Source organism: Cytobacillus oceanisediminis, from assembly GCF_003182355.1.
Classification (GTDB): Bacteria; Bacillota; Bacilli; order Bacillales; family Cytobacillaceae; genus Cytobacillus; species Cytobacillus oceanisediminis_A.
This window is the reverse complement of record NZ_QGTW01000006.1, coordinates 55,341-75,157: the sequence shown is the minus strand read 5'-3', so window position 1 is coordinate 75,157 and position 19,817 is coordinate 55,341. Positions and strand designations below refer to the sequence as shown.

The window sequence follows — 19,817 nt, the reverse complement described above, 5'->3', positions numbered from 1 at the left end:
ACGCTCACTGCATAGCTTTTTTTATCTTCTCTATTGACAGGGGCAAGACCACTGGCTGGTTCATTTTATTCATTTCCCCTTGCAGCGAACAACTCTGCCAGAATTAAGGCAACAGCTCCCATGACGGAAGCATCTTCTCCGAACTTGGAGACTAGAATCTCTGTCTCCTTGGCTGATTCAGTCAGCGCCCTTTGGGCAATGGTGTGTTTTACATTTACTAAAATGTATTCACGGGCATTGGAAACTCCGCCGCCTATGATGATCCGTTTGGGATTTACAATATGAATCAGATTGGTAAGTCCAATACCAAGATATCTTCCAGCCTGTGAAAGAATATTCTGTGACAAAAGATCTCCCTTTAAAGCGGCTTCATAGATCATTTCACCACTAAGCTTTGAAAAGTCACCATTAATTTTATCATGGAGATTGCTTTCAAGTCCTAGACGAAGCTCCCTTGCTACTAGCTCGACAATTGCGGGGCCGGACGAGAAAGTCTGGAGGCACCCAAAATTTCCACACGTGCATTTTGGCCCATTGACATCGATGACCATATGGCCGATCTCGCCGCTGATTGAATTTTGGCCATGAAATAGTTTGCCATTAATAATGATGCCAGCCCCAACACCGCGCCCAACATTTATACACACAAGACTATCTACTCCTGTTCCGTTTCCAAACCATTGCTCGCCTAAGCTCATGGCACGTGCATCATTTTCCACTTTTACTAACATGTTAAATCTATTTTCAAGAAACTCCTTAACAGGGACATCTTTAAGGTTCAGGTTAGGTGCAAAAATGGAAACACCCTCTTCCACGTCTACGATTCCGTGCATGGCGACTCCGATTCCAACAATTTTATTTTCATCTATTTTTCGACTCTTTTTAATAGAAAGGATGGCTTCTGCCATAATGTCAAGCAGGCCTTCATTCGTCACTTTGGCTGGAATCGGTGTTGTTTCTTTTTTTAACAGCTTTCCGCTAATATCAGCAAGAATCGTGGTTAGATGATGTGATCCGATGTCAAGACCTATGACGTGGAATACAGAGCTGTTTAATGTTAACATAGTTGGCTTTCGCCCACCGCTTGATTCCCCAAGAGAACGCTCTACAATGATATCCGCCTGGAGCAATTCCTTTACTAGATTGCTGACTGTTGGTGGTGTGAGCTTAGTAACTTTAGCAATTTCAGCTCTTGAAATTGGCCCTTGCTCACGGATAATATTTAAAATGACTGATCTATTGATTGATTTCATTAACTGGAAGCTTCCAGTTAAAAGGGCTTTTCCCATTTTAAACTTCCCCCGATAATCTGTCGTTTCACACTTTGTTAAATAATATTATAAACTATATAAGCTTAAAACAACAGCGATTTTTCTGTAAAGAAAAGAGGCATGTTAGGTATGAAGCGTGGCAACAGGACCTGGTGGTGGAATGTACACTGGTCCAGACTCAAAACCTTATAGGGCAATACATCCACCTTGGCTTCTATTTGCAATTCAACTTCGTAAAATGAGGATGGTAAAAGAAGCAGAAATAATTGAAAATGCTTTAAGAAACATTGGTTGGAAGGTCTAATTGATAAATCAAAGAACATTTATGCTATCAAAGCTACTGGGTACTTTAAACTTAAGACGACACAGCTGCTGCAACCACTCTTCTTCTTATTCTAATGAAACAGTGTTGTTAAAGAAAAAGGTCCTAATTTATTAGTAACTGGAATAAGAACTTGAATTCTGAATAACAAATGAGGAGAGGGTATGTAGCCTCTCCTCATTTGTTATTCAATTTCCTCATCATTAAACATAATAATTTATATATCGGGCGCCATGTATAAGAACAACATCTATCAATAAAACCGAATACTTTTTTTAAATATAGGTGAAATTGTGAAGGATTGCACTTAAACTAAACCAGCTAATAGTTTGACAATATTTTTCATTAAAACCTAAAAATCTTTCATGCTATACTAAAAAAGGGTATACCTAATAACCCTCCGTTTTCTTATAATTGGAAGGTTTTGTGTTGTTTAGTTATGATATAGGTTCTATGCTATATCTTGGAAAGTCATTTTGCTTTTTAATAGGGCAAAAATCCAATGTAAGAGCTTGTTAACACATGCGATTACAGCTACTTTAAAAGGCTTTCCTTCTTCACGTTTCTTGTCGTAAAACTCACGCATTTTTTTGTTGCGAGGGATGACTTCATCAGTCGTTTTCTTCTTGAGACAATCACGAATAGCACAACGAACTGCCATATATAGGGCATGGCAAAGTCTACTAGATCCTCGTTTTGTGATCCGATTCTTGGTGGCAGTAAACTTCCCAGACTCGAATACACTAGGATCAATTCCAGCGAAAGCTACAAGCTTCTTAGGATTGTTAAATCGATCTATCTCACCAATTTCAGAAATAATCGTTGCCGCGACCTTTTCTCCGATACCCGGGATAGATTTGATGATATTATATTCTTCAACTTCTTTTGCGAGAGCATCTATCTCTGTCTCTAACTTGGATAGGTGCTCTTTGTATTGAAGAATGATGTTTATATATATATTAAGACTCAAAATATGACTCTGATACAAAGTCTTTTCGCTAAACTTTTAGCAAAGGATAAACTTCGAACTTACTTAGGATCGGAAGGGAAACCATATTGAGTCGATTTATGGAGAGGAAATTGCTTCTCATAGAGAGCATAATTGACGAAGACGATCTACTAGCTCTTATTGACCGTTATTAGCATGAAAAGATGAAACAAGGTTGATAGGGGCATCTGCTAGAAGAAACGTTGATATAGAAAACAATATTCTATATTATGTAATTCGAAATTTTGCATTTTCGACAAGTAACTACATTAATTGGCCTGAATTGAATTTTTTTGAAGTCATTTTTTAAAAAGGTTGGAAATGAATTATATGTAAATCCACACATACAGATATGTCAATTTTTAACAACATGTACTAAATTAGAATCTTTGCATGTAACTGTTGGATAGAACATCTTCTTACACACCTTTACACATTGTTTTTCCTAAGTTGCGAAAAATAGCCTAGTAATGAAGATCGGTTTCTACTGAGTTGAACAAAGAAACAGTAAGGATGACATTTCCAAGTGTTGATAAATTACACGTAGAAGGCATTGCCTACAAAGGGATTAAAGTAGGAGCATTATTCATAGTCGCAAAATTAGGTACCTATGTTAAATCAAAATACAAAAATAATTTTCAAAATATTATTGACTATTTGAAAAATTCGTGATATTTTATCGGTAATTAATCATAGATTAGGATTAATTACTTTTTACTGGCATTAGGCAACGTCTTTATTGAAAACAATGAGGTGCTACGAAAATGAACGTAGAGTTGGGTACTGCAAAAGTAAATATTACACCGAAGGTTCCGGTACAGCTGGCAGGTTTTGCTCATCGGTATGGATCCTTCGAATCCGTTAAAAAGGAACTATTTCTTCGTGCCTTTTATTTTCTGAGCAAGTCAGATAACAGTGAAAATCAAGCGGCAGTCATAATCACAGCAGATCTTATTTGGTGGGGGACGGACAGGATTGCGGAAATGGAAAATAAACTTCAAGAAAGACTAGGCATACCTGCTGGAAGTACGATCTTTCATGCAACCCATAATCACTCAGGGCCACAGACATGTAAGGAATTCTCCACTTTTCTCGGGATATGTGAAGATGAATACCTCGCTGTCCTAGAAGATCGATTAGTGGAAGCTGTACAATTGGCAAAGGACAATACAGAAAGGATTCAAGCAGAAAGGATTTCAACTACGTGCGGCATCGGAATAAACAGAAGGAAAGCTGAAAACGGACAGATTGTAATGGCACCCAATCCAGAAGGTATTGTTGATCCTGAACTTATCGTAATAAAGTTTGTGAACGAAAGCCACCGATTAAAAGCCGTTCTTTTTCATTATGCATGTCATCCGACAACTACCGGTGATAATTTCGTATCATCAGAGTTTCCAGGTGCTGCTTCAGATAAAATTGAACAAACGTTTCATGACAATGTGGTGGCGGGCTACTTACAAGGATGCTGCGGGGATGTCCGGCCCAATATGATGACTGAGAGTAAATTTTATCGCGGAGATCAGGGAGATGTAGACCGATTAGGCAACCTTTTAGCAAAACATGTGATGGATTGTATTGGAAAAAACACTTGGACCAAAGTGAGCCTATCAAATCTCGGTATTACAAAATCAACTCTTCTTTTAGACTTTGAGAACTTACAGACAGTAGAACAGCTTACTTGGAACTCGAATATAGAAAAACTGAAAATGAAGGAATGGAGGAGGAGGGTTCAAACTAATCTACCCCGTTTTGCTGCAGGTCTGCCACTTGAATTCCGATTGCTTTCCTTGGGTGGAAATTTATCGTTCCTTGCCATGAATGCTGAAATGGTAGTAGAATATGGCATTTACATAAAACAGGCGTTTAATGGTAGGGTGATACCACTCCCTTACAGCAACGGAATGATTGGCTATGTTCCGACTGAAAAGCAGCTTATGGAAGGAGGATATGAATCAAAAGAGTTTATTTATTATTTTGCTCTTCCTGCCCCATTTGACCGGTCTATCGAAAAAAGAATAAAGGAAAAAATGAGAAGACTAATAGGAAAGGAGATCACACCTCTTGATCGTTAAACCTGTTTTAACTAAAAAGATCGATTCTTTAAAGGTAAGAGTCTATGAAACTCGTGAGGAGATGGGGAGGGAAGCTGGAAGGAACGTGAAAGAAAAAATCCATGAGCTTCTTGATAAAAAGCAGAATATTCGGATTGTTTTCGCGGCAGCGCCCTCCCAAAATGAAGTGCTTCAATATTTGGCAGAGGCGAAGGATATTGATTGGTCAAAAATAACGGTTTTTCACATGGATGAATATATCGGACTTCCTGAAGAAGCGCCGCAGCGCTTTGGTTATTATCTTTCTAAAAAACTGTTTAATAGCGTAAAACCAAAAAAAGTACATTTGATAGATGGAAATCGTTCAGTGAAAGAAGAGTGCAGACGTTATGCTGCACTGCTTCAAAAAGCACCGATTGATATCGTATGCCTAGGAATTGGTGAAAACGGCCATATTGCCTTTAATGATCCACCAGTCGCAGATTTTACCGATTTAAAGGTTGTAAAAAAAGTAGAGATGGATAAAGAATGCAGGCAGCAACAGGTGAATGATGGTTGTTTTCCTTCCATTGAAAAAGTCCCAACAGAAGCGTTAACCCTTACAATTCCAGCCCTTTTGTCTGGCGAGTATTTATTTTGTGTGGTACCTGGAAAGTCTAAATCAAGAGCTGTAAAGAACGTTCTTGAAGGTCCTATTACAATCGAATGCCCCGCCTCCATCTTACGCACACATCCCCAATGTACGTTGTATGTAGATAGGGACGCTTATGATGGAAAATAATAGCCAAACGGTTATTCATGCAGTCCATTATAAAACAGGGCAAAATGTTGAAGTGAAGTTTGATGGAAATATCATCTCAGAGGTCAATCCAGCTCCTAAGCTGCAAAAGGAGGTGCCTTTTATAGCACCCGGATTAATTGATTTGCAGATAAACGGTTATGTAGGGATTGATTTCAACACACTTCCAATAAAACCGGAAGAGATTAGAAAAGTAACAAAAGAACTGTGGAAACAAGGGGTAACGACTTACTTTCCGACGATCATTACAAACAGTCCGGAAAAAATGAGAGAAGCCCTGAAATCTATACGAGAGGCATCTCAAAAATTTGCCGAAGTTGAGGAAGCAATAGGAGGCATTCATCTAGAAGGCCCTTTTATTTCACCAGAGGATGGTCCAAGAGGGGCCCATAGACAAGAGTATGTGCGGTCACCGGATTGGGATTTGTTCTGTACCTTCAAAGAGGCAGCTGGTGGAAAAATTAAGATGATTACGCTTTCCCCTGAATGGGAAAATGCTTCTGAGTTTATTAAAAAATGCACCAATGATGGTATTTTAGTATCCATCGGTCACACTGCAGCAAGTCCGGAAAAAATACAGGAAGCCGTAAAAGCTGGAGCTAGAATGTCTACACATCTCGGTAATGGAGCTCACCCTATGCTCCCTAGACACCCTAACTATATATGGGAGCAGCTCGCAAATGATGATCTGGCAAGCAGTATCATCGCCGATGGATTCCATTTGCCCGATTCCGTGTTAAAAGTAATTCTTCAGTTGAAAGGCAACAAAACGATTCTTGTCAGTGACAGTGTTTCCTTGACTGGGATGCTTCCGGGTGAATACAGCCTACATATTGGCGGGAAGGTTGTACTTACGCCAGAAGGGAGGCTTCACATGGCTGAATCTCCAGGGCTCCTTGCTGGCTCTGTTCAAACCCAGCTATGGGGAATCAATCATCTGCTGAAGCGAGGGTTGTGTCATCTAAACTCAGCCATTGATCTAGCTGCGTTAAACCCGTCCTTGTTGTTACATTTGCCAGTAGCTCATATTTCTCAAGGGAATCCAGCTGATTTTATCCTTTTCTATCAGAAAAAAACGAAAGATATCGAATTATTTAAAACATTTAAAAACGGAAAAGTAGTATATGAAAATAAGGAGGTATCCAAGCATGTCAGCTCCTATTATGACGAGTTACTTGGATCAAGTGACAGCACATTTAAAACGTCTTCATGATGAAGAGATGGATGGAATTGGGAAGGCAGCGAGAATGATTGCGGATCAGATTAAAGAAGACAAACTTGTTTTTGCTTATGGACCAGGAGGGCATTCAAACCTTGGTTCTCAAGAAATCTTTTTCAGGGCGGGAGGATTGATGCATGTAAGCGCCATTCTAGACGAAGGCACATTGCTCAGCGGTGGTGCCATGCGTTCAATGGCTGTAGAAAGAACACCCGGCTACGGGAAAATCGTGATTGAAGATTACGGTCTTCAAAAAAATGATCTGTTAATTATTATTAACGCGTACGGGATTAACTCTGCAACGATTGATGCAGCACTGGAGGCAAAAAGGATAGGTGTAAAAACGATAGGAGTTACTTCTGTGGAGCACGCTTCACAAACACCAGCAGATCATCCTGCGAGGCATCCATCAAAGAAAAATCTGCACGAACTTGTTGATATCGTGCTGGACAGTAAAGTGGGGGTGGGAGATGCCATTCTAGAAATTGAAGGGCTTGAACAGAAAGTTGCTGCTGTATCAACATTTGCCAATGCTTATTTGTTAAATTCAGTGACTGCAGAAGCGATCCAGCTGTTGGTGGAGAAAGGCATAAAACCCCCCATTTGGATGAGTGGTAATGCGACAGGTGGAGATGAATGGAATGCACAATTCATTAATCGTTTTAAAAATAAGATAAAGAAACTATAGAACAATACCATCTGCACCAAGTAGCAGTGTTTAGACTAGGAGATTAGATATGTCAGTTAAAGGTACATCGATACTACGAGAGAGAAATCAAAAAAAAGTAATTGAATACGTAAGAAAAAATGAGCCTTGTTCCAGGTTAGAAATTGCTGCAGCTCTTGAAGTAAGTAAAAACACAATTTCTCTTATTGTTGATCAGCTCATCAAAGATAAGGTGATCAAAGAATCTGGCAGTTTGGAAAAGCAAGGTGCCGGAAGACCGAGAATTATGCTTTCCCTGCTGGAAAATGCTTATCTTTCCCTTGGTTTTCTTTTAGGGAAAAACAGGATTGATTACTGTATTGTTAATTTTCGTTTTCAAACCGTAGAAGAAGGAGGCCGAAAACTGGAACCTAACCATAACCTTATTGAAGAATTAATCAAATTATCGAAAGAGTTGATTAAAAAACATCCCAAAATTTATGGAATTGGAGTAGGTGTTCCAGGATTGGTCGACCCAAACTCTGGATATGTGTATCATTCGGCGAATCTTGAATGGAGGGATGTCCCATTAAAAAGAGAGCTAGAAAAGGAATTTAACCATAAGATATCCATTTTTAATAGTGTAAAAGTCGCGGCTTTACGAGCTATTGATGAGATGAGGGGAGGCGATTTTAAAAGTGCATTTTATATAAGGATAGGTGAAGGGGTAGGCGGTGCCTTTATTATTGGAAATCAGGTCTATAACGGAAATAGCTGGACAGCTGGAGAAATTGGACATATTTCCGTTGATCCTTTAGGTCCTGAATGCAGCTGTGGACAAAAGGGCTGTCTTGAAAAATTGATCAGTATGAACACTTTTCGTGAATTTCTTCAAAATAACAATCCGGAAGTTAAAGTTAAACATTCACAAAAAGAATGGATGGATTGGGTGAAAAGCAACCTAACCGCAGCAAAAGAGTCAAGTCAATATGGAGAGTATTTAGGAAGGGCAATTGTTCATGTTATTCATTTAATGAACCCGCAAACCGTCATTGTGGATTCTCCTTATAATACGTTTGAAAACTTTAAAAATAAAACAATAGCGGCTGTTAAAGTGAACACTTTGCCATTTCCATTACTGAAAACAAATATTGCTTTTACAGAGCATGCATTTTCTCCGGCGAAGGGAGCCGCAATCTCTATTTTACTGCAGCTTGAATATCACAACGACTAATAGCCATGACTACAAAACTGGAGGTTAAAGTATGTCTAAAATTACGTTTATTGGTGCGGGGAGCACAGTTTTTGCAAAAAACGTACTGGGAGACTGTATGCTTGTTCCCAGTCTGGAAGGATTTGAATTTGCTCTTTATGACATTGATAAAGGCCGGTTGGACGAATCTAGAAGAATGCTGGAAAACTTACAGGTGAACCTAAAAAGCAAAGTAAAAATAGTATCTTATGGTGATCGAAAGAAGGCATTAAAAGGCGCAAAGTATGTGATAAATGCCATTCAGGTTGGAGGATACAAACCAAGTACCATTATCGATTTTGAAATACCAAAAAAATATGGACTTCAACAGACGATAGGGGACACAGTTGGTATCGGAGGAATTTTCAGAGGTCTTCGAACGATTCCGGTGATGATGGACATGGCTAGAGATATTCAGGAAATGTGTCCGGATGCATGGCTCTTAAATTATACGAATCCTATGGCCATTTTGACTGGTACCATGCTGCGCTATGGTCATAATAAAACAGTCGGACTCTGTCACAGTGTTCAAGTATGTGTGCCTATGCTTTTGGATTCCCTTAAAATGGAGAAAGACAACATCCAAGCTAAAATTGCCGGAATAAACCATATGGCATGGCTGCTGGAAATCACAAAAAATGGCGAAGATTTATACCCTGAAATAAAACGGAGAGCCAAAGAAAAACAAAAAACAAAGCATAATGATATGGTTCGTTTTGAAATGATGAAAAGGTTTGGGTATTACGTAACCGAATCATCAGAGCACAACGCGGAGTACTACCCGTACTTCATAAAGGAGAAATACCCAGAATTAATAAATGCATTTAATATCCCTCTTGATGAGTACTTAAGAAGGTGTAAAGAAAAGATAGCAAGATGGAGCAACATGAAAAATGAACTTGTGGAAAATGTCCAATTGTCCCATACCCGCACAGAGGAGTATGCCTCTTATATTATCGACGCCATGGAAACGGACCGTCCGTTTAAAATCGCCGGTAACGTATTAAATACGGGTGGCTTACTTTCTAATCTTCCGGAAAAAGCTTGTGTAGAAGTACCTTGTCTCGTTGACCGAAGCGGTGTTATACCTTGCTACATAGGTGAATTGCCTGAACAGCTTGCTGCCTTAAACCGTACGAATATCAATATGCAGCTCTTAACAATAGAAGCAGCAATCACTCGTAAAAAAGAACATATCTATCAGGCGGCTTTACTCGATCCTCACACATCCTCAGAACTTGCAATCGATGACATTGTTTCCTTATGTGATGATTTAATAGAAGCGCACGGAAGTTATCTGTCTTCATTTAGCTAGATTAAGAGTTTGACTTTTTGAAAAATGTAATCAAAAAAGAAATAGGAAGAAATACCTGAGTTCATGAAAGCACTTTTATAGACACAAAATAGACTTGTCTTTTATTAACTGAATTTTTATACTATTCAGTGAAATCACAAAATGAGGAGGTAAAAAGATGCGGAAATGGATGGCAGTAATATCACTAGCATCGTTAGTCATGTTTTCCTTTTCTTCTGTTAACTTAGCGGAAGAATCTGATTCACCATGGATTGAGAGATTTGATCGGTATGATGAAGAACAAAGCAAGGCTTACGATGGGACAGGTCATGTAGGCCCAATACCTAGTTTAGGTTATTCGACATCGCAGTTGTATGGTTGGGGTGAGTCTTACGTTTTAATGGGTTATACTGGAATGTACATGGCGACAAAGGATACAGAATACCTCGATAGATTAACAGAAGACGTTGACGGGATGTTCAAACAGCTAAAAGATAACGACCACGATGGGTATGATAGCTGGTGGACACCATCTTACAGTGTAGATCAAATTATAAACGGCAATATGGAAGCTGACAGTATTTATTATAAAGGCAGCGCCGGGGCGTACATGACTGATGGATGGTATCCTTATCCATGGTATGGTGAAAAAGGATCTGTTTATCGAACAGATACGGCTAAAGCTGCCGGAAAGTATAGTACGCTTGTACAAAATACGGAAAAAGAAAACTTCGTTGCAGCTTACACAATCATTCCAAATTACACACCTGATAAAAAGTATCATTTAACATTTAAAGCAAAAAACAAGCAAGCCAATCAGAAGGGGAAGGTTATGATCGTTCGACAGGATACCGGCCTTCCAATAAGTGAGTTTGAGTTTTCTTCTGAGGAATGGAAATCATACACCTTTGATTTTATGTCCCCAAAAGAGGCAGGCGTTCAATTAAGAGTGTATTTAACGAATGCTGAAAGCCAGAGTGCAGAGACGGGTACTTACTATGACGATGTTTCCTTGAAACAATATGGGGAGTACATCGTGCATGAAGGGATGGCTTTAACTGGTATATCGGCGTTCGTTGACATTGTTTATAGTGATAGAGATTTAAAGAAAAAGTACGGTGAAAAAGCGAAGGAATATTTAAAAATACTAGAGAAAAACTTTTATCCAAAATGGGAAAAACACTGGTCAGAATATGAGAAAGATGGTGTCCCTATGGGGGTTTACAAATTCCCGTTTGATGACACGGCCAGAATGACTCAAATCAATGAATACTTCCCATTTATGCAGCCTTCTAAAGGAATTACGATTCCACATAATCAATATGCAGCAGCAGGAAGAACCCTTATCAACCTTTACAATGCGACCGGTGAAGAAAAGTATTTGAATAAAGTAGTTAGAATGGGAAATTTCTTGAAAGACAGCTTAAGGGAAAAGGATACTGAAAACGGGAAGGCATATGTTTGGAACTACTGGGATAATACAGGGCAGCCGTGGGATTTTGGTTATTTTAGGTATAAAATGGAAGATCTCAGCCACGCCAATATCGAACTTGGACTAGCAGTAGATCTGCATCAAATAGGAAAAGTTTTTACAGATGAAGATATGCAAAAGTTCTCTAATACGTTTACAGAGCTCATCTGGCAAGGAGACTATTCAAATCCGCGTGTGAGCTCCCTTATAGACGGTACAGGCAGCAGTAATTATTCTGTACTCATAGCGGAATGGGTCACACTCAGTCAGTTCGACAGCAAAGTACGTGATATTTCTCTCAGTCTATTAAACAAACCGAAAGATACGTTCGGGGCTACTTACGGAATGAACATTGTAGGGAATGTATTACGATATAATCCAGACTTGCTTAATGAATAATCCTTTTAACCTGTCTCTCCTAAGGGGCGGGTTGTCCTTTTGAGAGGAGAGAACGATGGTAATTACAAATATTGAGGTTTTTTCCTTTAAATCTGCCTATGAAGCAAAACTTTGTGATTTCAGGAGGTTCCGTCGGGGATCAAAAATCTGGAGCTCCACATGTATATGTCAAGATAACGAATGATAATAGTGAATCAGGGTGGGGAGAAGCTCGACCTAGCCATAGATGGAGCTACGAACGCTTGAATCGGTAACGACGACAATTAATCTTTATTTTAGACCAATGCTTATCGGACTCGATTCAGAAAATCTCCATCACATTAATCGTGTATTAAATCAGCAGATCAAAGGGGGTTTAACCGTAGGGCAGCCGATCGCCAAGGCGGCAGTTAACATGGCTCTTTATGATTTGATCGGAAAGCAAAACAATAAATCACTGGCTCGATTATGGCATTCAAAACCTAAATCAACCATTGAACTCTCTTATCTGATCAGTACAGAGAGTCCTGATGAAGCAGCAAGAAAAGCTAGATTTGCCCATGAAAATGGCTACAAAGGTTTGGACGTTAAAATCGGATTCGACTTAAAGCAGGACTTGGAAATAGTAGACGCTGTAAAACATACTGCCCCTAACTTGTATTTTCGAGTTGATGCGAATCAAGGCTATTCTTTTTCAAACGCAGTAAAAGCAGCAAAGCATTTTGAAAAAATCGGAGTTGATATTTTTGAACAGCCACTAAAAGCAAATGATTTACTAGGACATGCTCAACTTCGGCGAAAAACTTCTGTTCCGATTGCTCTTGATGAAAGTATATGGACAGCGGCTGACTTAATTCAGGCGGTTCGTTTTGAGGCTTGTGACACTGCGGTCATTAAACTTACAAAAATGGCTGGTCTTACAGGAGCTAGACGGTGTGGAGAGATTGGAAGAGAAGCGGGTCTTGAATTAGTAGGGGGTGGTCTTACTGAATCTACGCTAGGTTTAAGTGCAAGCGCGCATTTATTTAATTATTTAGAAATAGAGACCCCTGTAGATCAGAATGGACCGATGTTTCTTTTTGACGATCCAGTAGAAGAAGGGCCTCGAATTGAAGAAAGTACAGTACATTTAACGGATGGAGCTGGAATCGGCTGTAAAGTAAATAGTTCTAAACTAGAAAAATACAAAGTAGAATAAAGAGCTATTTTACTTTATTTATTACTTTATCTAAATGGTCAGCTACAAATGATAAACGTATCCATAACCAATGGGATAAACTAATGGCCGTTTGGAAATAGATAATAACCGTAGCGAACGTTCGATCAAACTGTAATCGGCCTTTTGGAGGAACTACCAATCGTGGATACCCAGGATAAAGATGCCTTGGATCAATTAATGCCTTGGTCATTAACCTTCCCCTTAGTTGTCGTGTATTTAGAAAAGAATAGTTAAATTAAATCAACAAATCCCCATCTTTTTAGGTGGGGATTATTTGAAGTTTACAGATAAACGGTAAATCTGTCTAGGCCTTCCCCTAGAAGATATTTTTTCTTCGCCAACAACATCGACCATTCCTGCATCACTCCATTGAACAAGGATTCGATTAGCACTTCTAATTGTAATACCAAGTATAGTGGATAGTTCCTGTGCTGTATAATGCGTTTTATTGTATCGCACGACTTGTGCCATCAGCTTGCTCATATAGGCTGCTGACATTCCAGCCTTTTCTGCAACACTTAATAATTTTTCATCCGTAATAGACAGGTCGTAAATCATAGGATGAGTCATTTCAACAGGTCCGATGACACTCCTGTCTTCCCTAACAATAAAGCAAGTATTGCCTCCAAATTCTTTTGATTGTCTGAGGGCAATTCTTGCATGGTTTCCTGCATCTGTTGCTGATCGGCCAAAACCAATCCCAATGCTGATCGAAACACCTAACGATTTATGCGCATCATCTAAAATAGGGAGAAATTTGTATCCTCTAGTTTCCCGTTCAAAGATTCCTCTTGTGGTGAAGAAGAGGAATTCTCCTCCTCCAAGACTCGTTAAGTGACCGTCTAGTAACTTGACATAGTCCAATAACAAACGATGGAGATCCAGTTTAAGTTTTTGGATTTCATGTTCTGTAGGATAAAGGCCAACCATTTTTTTGAAATTATCAATATCTATAAGTCCAACTACAATCTGGGATTCCTTGTTTCTTCGGGTTTTAGTAGCCAAAAGAGCACGTTCCAAAGATACAATCAGATCCTGATGAGTAGGCGTAACCCATTCGTTAGGGACTCCAAGTTCTGTCAGTCTTTCAGCAACAGTTTGAACACCGGTCATAGCTGAAAACTCTTGTTGTTTATTAAAATTTTCCACATGAAAGGTAAGGATATCGTCCAAAGAAGCCGTTGCAGTTCCCTCAAAAAATGTTAATTGGGTATTTTTTTCCCCTAGTTCATTAAGGATGTTTTCTACATATGCTTGAGTGACAGAATCGACCGTCAGGGCGTTTAACCCGTAAAGTGTCTTGATTCGAAAGAGAGAGCGATACAATCCTGTACCCATTAACGGAACATAGTGTACGGGGATGCTGAATTCCATACTTTCTTTCACTTTTCGGAACACATGATATTCCAAAAATAAAAGCACTTCTACTTTGTTTATTAACTCGGCGGTCAGGCTAGTGGCAGCGTTTTCATTTTCATATACCTGAAATATAGGCGTAAAGGAAGGAAAAGATTGTAAAGCTTCTCGTGTTCTTTCAACAAGAATTTTGGGACCTATTACACCAATTGCAATACCGTTTTCAATATCAGTAGATTGGAAGTCAGTCATATAATCCTCCTAATATAGAACTTCTAAAAAGCTTGGACTCATTATATCTGATTTAGGTAATGATTAAAAGACTTTTTATAGACTTGTCTTTAAAAGTTATATACGACTATAATGGTATTGAATATTCAGAATATTTGATGGAGGCCTTTTATGAATAAACAGTTAACGATTGGAATGATTGGACTTGATACCTCTCACTGCCCAGCTTTCACAGAACTGCTAAATAATAAAAATAATCCTCATCATGTAAAAGGGGGATATGTAAAAGCTGCTTTTCCTGGAGGGTCTGAGGACTTTGAACTAAGCTATTCCCGAGTAGGTTCTATACTTGAACAACTTCAAAGCCAGTATAACGTCCATATTGCAGAAACCCCCCAGGAGGTTGGGGAATTATCAGATGCAATTCTGCTTACTTCAGTCGATGGTAGAGTTCATTTAGAACAATTTAAACAGGTTGTATCTTACAAGAAGCCTATATTTATTGATAAACCATTTGCTGTTAGCTCAAAAGATGCGACTGAGATTTATCGTCTGGCTGCTCAAGCTGGAATTGCTGTGATGAGTTCATCCTCATTACGATATGTAGAAGACCTCCAAGCTGAAGCTAAAGAATCACCCGGAGCTATTTTAGGGGCAGATACACACGGGCCAATGAAAATCGAACCTACACAGCCTGGACTCTTTTGGTATGGAATTCATTCTGTAGAAATGCTCTACACGATTCTTGGAAAAGGATGTAAGTATGTAACGGCGGTTACTAATGAAAACTATGACCTTATTACAGGGGAATGGGAAGATGGGAGGATTGGTACAGTAAGGGGGAATCGTAAAGGAAATAATACATTTGGGGCTTTAATCCATAGGGAAAGCTCTACCATTTATGTTGATGGGCAAAAAGGGACCAAACCTCATTATGCCAGTTTGCTAGAAAACATCATAAAAATGTTCCAGACCTCAGAAGCTCAAATTGACCTCGAGGAAACAATTGAAATTATGCGTTTTATAGAAGCTGCTAATGAGAGCCGTATTACAGGGGAAAGAGTCTGGTTGTAACCGTATGATAAGAACGAAAAAGGAGCTGTTTCTTCATGAGTATTGCGAAAGTTGGGATTTATTTTGACAAAAAAACAGCAGAAAGGAGATGGGAAGAGGGATTAAATGTATTCGAAGTTTATGTTAAACAAATGGTTGAATACATTGGAATACCCTTTGACTGGATTGAGACCCATAATGGAATTAAGGAGCACGATATTCTTATAATCGCTTTAGAATCAGCGGAAGAGTCTTTTCATGAAAAGTTATGGAATTATGTAAATGAAGGCGGCATTATCATTGCCTATGGAGGATTAGACTTTTTTGCGAATTCGCTTGGACAGCAAACGAAGGGAATAGGAACTGGCTATGCATTAAATATTTTGGATTACCCCTTACGATTTTTACAAGGAATATGCTGGAATCCTCAAAATAGCGGGGCAAAGGGATGTATCGAAAAGGGATTCATTACAAAAGAAAGTCCAGATAGCGCCATTCAAGGTTCATTGCTGCAGCGATTCTCCGTAGGGAAAGGCGAAATCCACCGATGGTCCGTAGATATTATCGGTACGATCGTAGGTCTGCAGCAGGGAACAAAAGGTGTAGAGCAAGACGGCATTCCTGCACCAGATGGTTCGGCTAATCTTGATGATAATCTGCTAAAAGCTGATGATGGTTTTGAAATGCATTGGGAGCATGACCGGCAATTGACTGAAACAGGGGAACCGTTTTTTGCCTATCCATATGCGGATGATTGGAAAGAAGTTATGATTTCGCATTTGGTTCAAACGGCGTTAGAAAAGGACCTTGTCTTGCCATTTATCGATTATTGGCCTGATGAGATAGATCAAATAGCCATGATTTCACATGACAGTGACTTGAATATCGATCAATCAGCTCAAATAACACTTGACCTTCTAGATCAATGTGACGTAAAAACCACCTGGTGTATGATGGAGCCAGGCTTTCATCCCGATTATTACGAAAAAATGTTGAAGAGTGGACACGAAATTGCTTTCCATTATAACGCTCTCGAGTCAGATAATGGCCATTGGAGCGGAGAAGAATTTAATAGGCAGCTTAACTGGCTGAAAAAGGCTGCAGGACTCCCTAAAATCACTTCCAATAAAAATCACTACACATTGTTTGAAAATTGGGGGCAGCTATTTCAATGGTGTGAAAAATACGGTATTGAATCCGACCAAACGCGTGGACCGAGCAAAAAAGGGAATATAGGATTTCTTTTCGGTACATGCCATCCGTACTTTCCAATTGCTTGGGAAGATGAAAAGAACAGATTTTACAATGTAGTTGAAATAAGCTTTTTAACCCAGGATTTGGGCCTTGATCGATTAGTTGATACTAGCGTAATTCGGCCGTTTCTATCTTCCGTCCAAAAAGTGCGAGGGGTAGCTCATTTTCTATTTCACCAAGTCCATCTCTACCGGCAGGCATCCGTTCGGGAAGCGTTCGTCAAGGTCGTTGAAGAAGCTAAAAGATTCGGATATGTATTTTGGACAGGAAAACAGATTAACGATTGGGTTCGTTTGAAAAAAGAGATGCGAATTACCGGAATAGATGAGGATGGAACTATTCTGTTGAGGAATGGGGTATATCGGTCAGTCGTCTTGGTTCCGGTTTTGGACGGAAAAGAAGAACCTGGTTTAGTAAGAAGGTTTGGAGTTTGGTGCAGAAAACATGTTTACCAACAGAAACATTTCGATAATGAATCGAGAGAAGAGGATATCCTACATGTTCATGAAAGAGGATAATCTGATGGAAAAATTGGCCATACACGGTGGATCTAAAGTAAAAACAACGCCTTTTCGTACGGGAAAACGCTTCGGGTCGGAAGAAGCAAAAGAATTGCTGGAAGCATTAGATCAAAATACGCTTTTTTACCATTCAGGACAAAAAGTCAAAACATTTTTAAGAGATTTTAATGAAATGTTTGGTGTGAATTACAGTGTTGCAGCATCATCTGGAACAGCAGCGATCCATGTCGCACTTGGAGCGGCTGGAGTAACGGCAGGTGACGAGGTAATTACAAGTCCGATCACTGATCAAGGAACACTAATCGGCATAATTTATCAAAATGCGATTCCCGTTTTTGCAGACTTAGATCCCCATACGTACAACATGGACCCAATATCGATAGAAAAATGTATTACGAAGCGTACAAAAGCGATCCTCGTTGTTCACTTAGCTGGCAATCCAGCAGACATGGATCCTATTATGCAAATCTCAAAACAGTTCGGGCTGAAGGTGATCGAAGACTGTGCACAAAGCTATTTAACAAAGTACAAAGGAAAGCTCGCAGGCACGATCGGTGACTACGGCTGCTTCAGCACAAACGATTATAAGCATATTTCAACTGGTGACGGGGGAATCGTTACGATTAATTCTGGGGATGAAGAAGATTACAAAGTGACGCATGCATTTGCCGATAAAAACTATCAGCGATTGGGAGATAAGGTGGAGAGAGAGTTATCTTACCTGGCCCCTAATTATAGAATGACAGAACTACAGGGTGCCGTCGGGATTGCCCAGCTAAAGAAATTACCTGAAATATGCAAAAAGAGAAAGGGATATGGCGATAAAATTACAGCTGGAATTAACCGTATTAATGGAATCCATCCCCATAAGGTTTTTGATTACAATTCCTGCACGTACTGGTTTTACATGTTCAGAATAGATGAATCCCAATTTTCATGTACAAGAAATCAATTTGCTGAGGCTTTAAGAAAAGAGGGCATCCCAGCTTCATCTGGATATATTCCTGAAGCAGTTTATTTAAGCGACTTATTTCAAAACCGGCAAGCATATTTAAACAGCCATTATCCATTTGAATTATCGGATGTTTCTTATGAAATAGGAATATGTCCAGTTGCCGAAGATATTCTAAGGACTACGATCCGTCTGCCGGTAAATGAGTTTTTTACTGAAGAAGACATCGACGATATGGTTAAAGGAATTTATAAAGTTGCGAACTACTACCAGCTCAATAAGGTGAAAACGCTAGATAGAGGTGATGATTATGACGAAATTAGCTATTGATGGCGGTAAACCAGTACGCCAAAAACCTTACCCCATTTGGCCAGTAAGCGGAGAACATGAAAAGAATCTTTTAATTGAGGTGTTGAACTCTGGCAAGTGGGGCGGATCAGGTGGAGCAAACGTCCCCGATTACGTACCAAAGCTTCCATTATTCGAAAAAGAGTTTGCAAGATTTCAAAGCTCGAGCTATGGAGTAAGTGTAATGAATGGCACATTAGCGATTACCGTTGCACTTCAGGCAGCTGGGGTTAAACCTTATGATGAAGTGATCATGCCGCCCTATACATTTATTGCAACAGCAACGGCTGCCCTCTTGTATGGAGCGATTCCTGTATTTGTCGATGTCGAGGAAGACACCCTTTTGATTGATCCGGAAAAGGTAGAGGAAGCCATTACTCCGAAAACAAAAGCAATTATAGCAGTCCATATTGGTGGAACACCTGCAAACATGGATCGCTTAAGGGAAATTTCAACTAAATATAACATTTCTTTGATTGAAGATGCTGCCCAAGCGGTAGGCTCTCAGTGGAAAGGGATAGCTGTTGGTGCTCTAGGAGACTTAGGTACCTTTAGCTTTCAATCAAGCAAAAATTTAACATCAGGTGAGGGGGGGATGATCCTCTCGAATAAAAAGCACTTAGCCGATAAAGCGTGGTCGATCGCCAATGTTGGAAGGGTACGTGACGGAGCTTGGTATCAGCACGATTCTATCGGATGGAACATTAGAATGACGGAGCTACAAGCTGCTGTTTTATTAGGACAGATGTCAAGACTTGAAGAACAATTGCAGCTCCGTGAGAAAAATGCATCACTCTTAGACCAATTAATGGGAGAGACCAAAGGTATTCACTTGTTCCGTAAAGATCCAAGAGCAACAAGAAATGGGTACCATCTGTACATGTTTTACCTTGATAGGGAATTATCCAAAAAAGTAAATAAAGAGGACTTTGTCCGAAAAATGGCTGCTGAGGGCATTCCTAGTACATCTGGATATAAAGCACTTAACCTCTATGATTCTATTATCCAATCTATTAAGGACTGGACGGGGGAAAAACAGCAATACCATTGTCCAATTGCAGAACGAATGGGAAACAAACAAGTTATATGGATAACCCAAACGGTGCTCTTAGGAGATGAAGAAGGTATCTATGATGCTGCTAAAGCGGTAAAAAAAGTAATGCAGTCATATCTTTAATCTGGAGGAATC

General features: G+C 39.5%; 14 protein-coding genes and 3 pseudogenes. 14 read left to right on the top strand and 3 right to left on the bottom strand.

The features are described from left to right. Positions 1 to 65: 65 nt before the first annotated feature. Together DFO73_RS12680 and DFO73_RS12675 are read right to left on the bottom strand one after the other, a co-directional pair. A complete protein-coding gene (locus DFO73_RS12680) occupies positions 66 to 1,289 on the bottom strand; it encodes an ROK family transcriptional regulator (RefSeq protein ID WP_110065123.1) in 1,224 nt (407 codons plus the stop codon). 755 nt (positions 1,290 to 2,044) lie between these two features. After that, positions 2,045 to 2,590 (bottom strand): annotated as a pseudogene (locus tag DFO73_RS12675) (IS110 family transposase); the annotation flags it as partial. Positions 2,591 to 3,345: 755 nt separating this feature from the next. On the opposite strand from DFO73_RS12675, the gene DFO73_RS12670 reads away from it, so the two are divergent. From DFO73_RS12670 to DFO73_RS29830, 10 genes and pseudogenes are all read left to right on the top strand, one after another. Next, positions 3,346 to 4,656, top strand: coding sequence for a neutral/alkaline non-lysosomal ceramidase N-terminal domain-containing protein (locus tag DFO73_RS12670; RefSeq protein WP_110065122.1), 1,311 nt, complete (start codon positions 3,346 to 3,348; stop codon positions 4,654 to 4,656). Then, complete coding sequence (locus DFO73_RS12665; protein ID WP_258309442.1) at positions 4,646 to 5,416, top strand: glucosamine-6-phosphate deaminase; 771 nt, start codon at positions 4,646 to 4,648, stop codon at positions 5,414 to 5,416. The genes DFO73_RS12670 and DFO73_RS12665 overlap by 11 nt, the downstream gene beginning before the upstream one ends. After that, positions 5,403 to 6,647, top strand: coding sequence for an N-acetylglucosamine-6-phosphate deacetylase (nagA, locus tag DFO73_RS12660; protein WP_258309441.1), 1,245 nt, complete (start codon positions 5,403 to 5,405; stop codon positions 6,645 to 6,647). The genes DFO73_RS12665 and nagA overlap by 14 nt, the downstream gene beginning before the upstream one ends. Then, positions 6,583 to 7,341: a sugar isomerase domain-containing protein gene (locus tag DFO73_RS12655; protein ID WP_110065120.1), complete on the top strand. Its 759-nt coding sequence runs from the start codon at positions 6,583 to 6,585 to the stop codon at positions 7,339 to 7,341. Before nagA ends, DFO73_RS12655 begins: the two co-directional genes overlap by 65 nt. A gap of 49 nt (positions 7,342 to 7,390) precedes the next feature. Beyond that, positions 7,391 to 8,533: an ROK family transcriptional regulator gene (locus DFO73_RS12650; RefSeq protein WP_110065119.1), complete on the top strand. Its 1,143-nt coding sequence runs from the start codon at positions 7,391 to 7,393 to the stop codon at positions 8,531 to 8,533. A gap of 31 nt (positions 8,534 to 8,564) precedes the next feature. Beyond that, positions 8,565 to 9,866, top strand: coding sequence for an alpha-glucosidase/alpha-galactosidase (locus DFO73_RS12645; RefSeq protein ID WP_110065118.1), 1,302 nt, complete (start codon positions 8,565 to 8,567; stop codon positions 9,864 to 9,866). A gap of 157 nt (positions 9,867 to 10,023) precedes the next feature. Beyond that, entirely contained in the window at positions 10,024 to 11,715 is a 1,692-nt protein-coding gene (locus DFO73_RS12640) for a carbohydrate binding domain-containing protein (RefSeq protein WP_110065117.1), read from the top strand. Positions 11,716 to 11,941: 226 nt separating this feature from the next. Continuing rightward, positions 11,942 to 12,103: pseudogene (locus DFO73_RS29615) on the top strand (mandelate racemase); the annotation flags it as partial. Positions 12,104 to 12,109: 6 nt separating this feature from the next. Next, entirely contained in the window at positions 12,110 to 12,892 is a 783-nt protein-coding gene (locus DFO73_RS12635) for a mandelate racemase/muconate lactonizing enzyme family protein (protein ID WP_258309480.1), read from the top strand. 82 nt (positions 12,893 to 12,974) lie between these two features. Next, positions 12,975 to 13,147, top strand: a pseudogene (locus DFO73_RS29830) (IS66 family transposase); the annotation flags it as partial. A 36-nt stretch (positions 13,148 to 13,183) separates the two neighbouring features. On the opposite strand, the gene DFO73_RS12625 reads toward DFO73_RS29830, so the two are convergent. After that, positions 13,184 to 14,521 carry a GTP cyclohydrolase IIa gene (locus DFO73_RS12625; protein WP_110065116.1) on the bottom strand — a complete coding sequence of 446 codons (1,338 nt, stop codon included), beginning with the start codon at positions 14,519 to 14,521 and terminating at the stop codon, positions 13,184 to 13,186. Between the two features lie 150 nt (positions 14,522 to 14,671). Here DFO73_RS12625 and DFO73_RS12620 point away from each other — a divergent pair, with 150 nt between their 5' ends. From DFO73_RS12620 to DFO73_RS12605, 4 genes are read left to right on the top strand one after another with little or no spacing between them, the layout of a single operon-like run. Then, positions 14,672 to 15,574: a Gfo/Idh/MocA family protein gene (locus DFO73_RS12620; RefSeq protein WP_110065115.1), complete on the top strand. Its 903-nt coding sequence runs from the start codon at positions 14,672 to 14,674 to the stop codon at positions 15,572 to 15,574. 35 nt (positions 15,575 to 15,609) lie between these two features. Then, on the top strand, positions 15,610 to 17,325 hold the full coding sequence (locus DFO73_RS12615; protein ID WP_110065114.1) for a hypothetical protein: 1,716 nt from the start codon (positions 15,610 to 15,612) through the stop codon (positions 17,323 to 17,325). Further along, entirely contained in the window at positions 17,306 to 18,610 is a 1,305-nt protein-coding gene (locus DFO73_RS12610; RefSeq protein WP_258309440.1) for a DegT/DnrJ/EryC1/StrS family aminotransferase, read from the top strand. The genes DFO73_RS12615 and DFO73_RS12610 overlap by 20 nt, the downstream gene beginning before the upstream one ends. After that, positions 18,591 to 19,805 carry a DegT/DnrJ/EryC1/StrS family aminotransferase gene (locus tag DFO73_RS12605; protein WP_110065113.1) on the top strand — a complete coding sequence of 405 codons (1,215 nt, stop codon included), beginning with the start codon at positions 18,591 to 18,593 and terminating at the stop codon, positions 19,803 to 19,805. Before DFO73_RS12610 ends, DFO73_RS12605 begins: the two co-directional genes overlap by 20 nt. Positions 19,806 to 19,817: the final 12 nt, after the last annotated feature.

Bases quoted from the DNA above. Each gene is read 5' to 3' on its own strand.
- DFO73_RS12680 (WP_110065123.1), bottom strand. From the start codon at position 1,289: ATGGGAAAAGCCCTTTTAACTGGAAGCTTCCAGTTAATGAAATCAATC.
- DFO73_RS12670 (WP_110065122.1), top strand. From the start codon at position 3,346: ATGAACGTAGAGTTGGGTACTGCAAAAGTAAATATTACACCGAAGGTT.
- nagA (WP_258309441.1), top strand. From the start codon at position 5,403: ATGATGGAAAATAATAGCCAAACGGTTATTCATGCAGTCCATTATAAA.
- DFO73_RS12655 (WP_110065120.1), top strand. From the start codon at position 6,583: ATGTCAGCTCCTATTATGACGAGTTACTTGGATCAAGTGACAGCACAT.
- DFO73_RS12650 (WP_110065119.1), top strand. From the start codon at position 7,391: ATGTCAGTTAAAGGTACATCGATACTACGAGAGAGAAATCAAAAAAAA.
- DFO73_RS12645 (WP_110065118.1), top strand. From the start codon at position 8,565: ATGTCTAAAATTACGTTTATTGGTGCGGGGAGCACAGTTTTTGCAAAA.
- DFO73_RS12640 (WP_110065117.1), top strand. From the start codon at position 10,024: ATGCGGAAATGGATGGCAGTAATATCACTAGCATCGTTAGTCATGTTT.
- DFO73_RS12635 (WP_258309480.1), top strand. From the start codon at position 12,110: ATGGCTCTTTATGATTTGATCGGAAAGCAAAACAATAAATCACTGGCT.
- DFO73_RS12625 (WP_110065116.1), bottom strand. From the start codon at position 14,521: ATGACTGACTTCCAATCTACTGATATTGAAAACGGTATTGCAATTGGT.
- DFO73_RS12620 (WP_110065115.1), top strand. From the start codon at position 14,672: ATGAATAAACAGTTAACGATTGGAATGATTGGACTTGATACCTCTCAC.
- DFO73_RS12615 (WP_110065114.1), top strand. From the start codon at position 15,610: ATGAGTATTGCGAAAGTTGGGATTTATTTTGACAAAAAAACAGCAGAA.
- DFO73_RS12610 (WP_258309440.1), top strand. From the start codon at position 17,306: ATGTTCATGAAAGAGGATAATCTGATGGAAAAATTGGCCATACACGGT.
- DFO73_RS12605 (WP_110065113.1), top strand. From the start codon at position 18,591: ATGACGAAATTAGCTATTGATGGCGGTAAACCAGTACGCCAAAAACCT.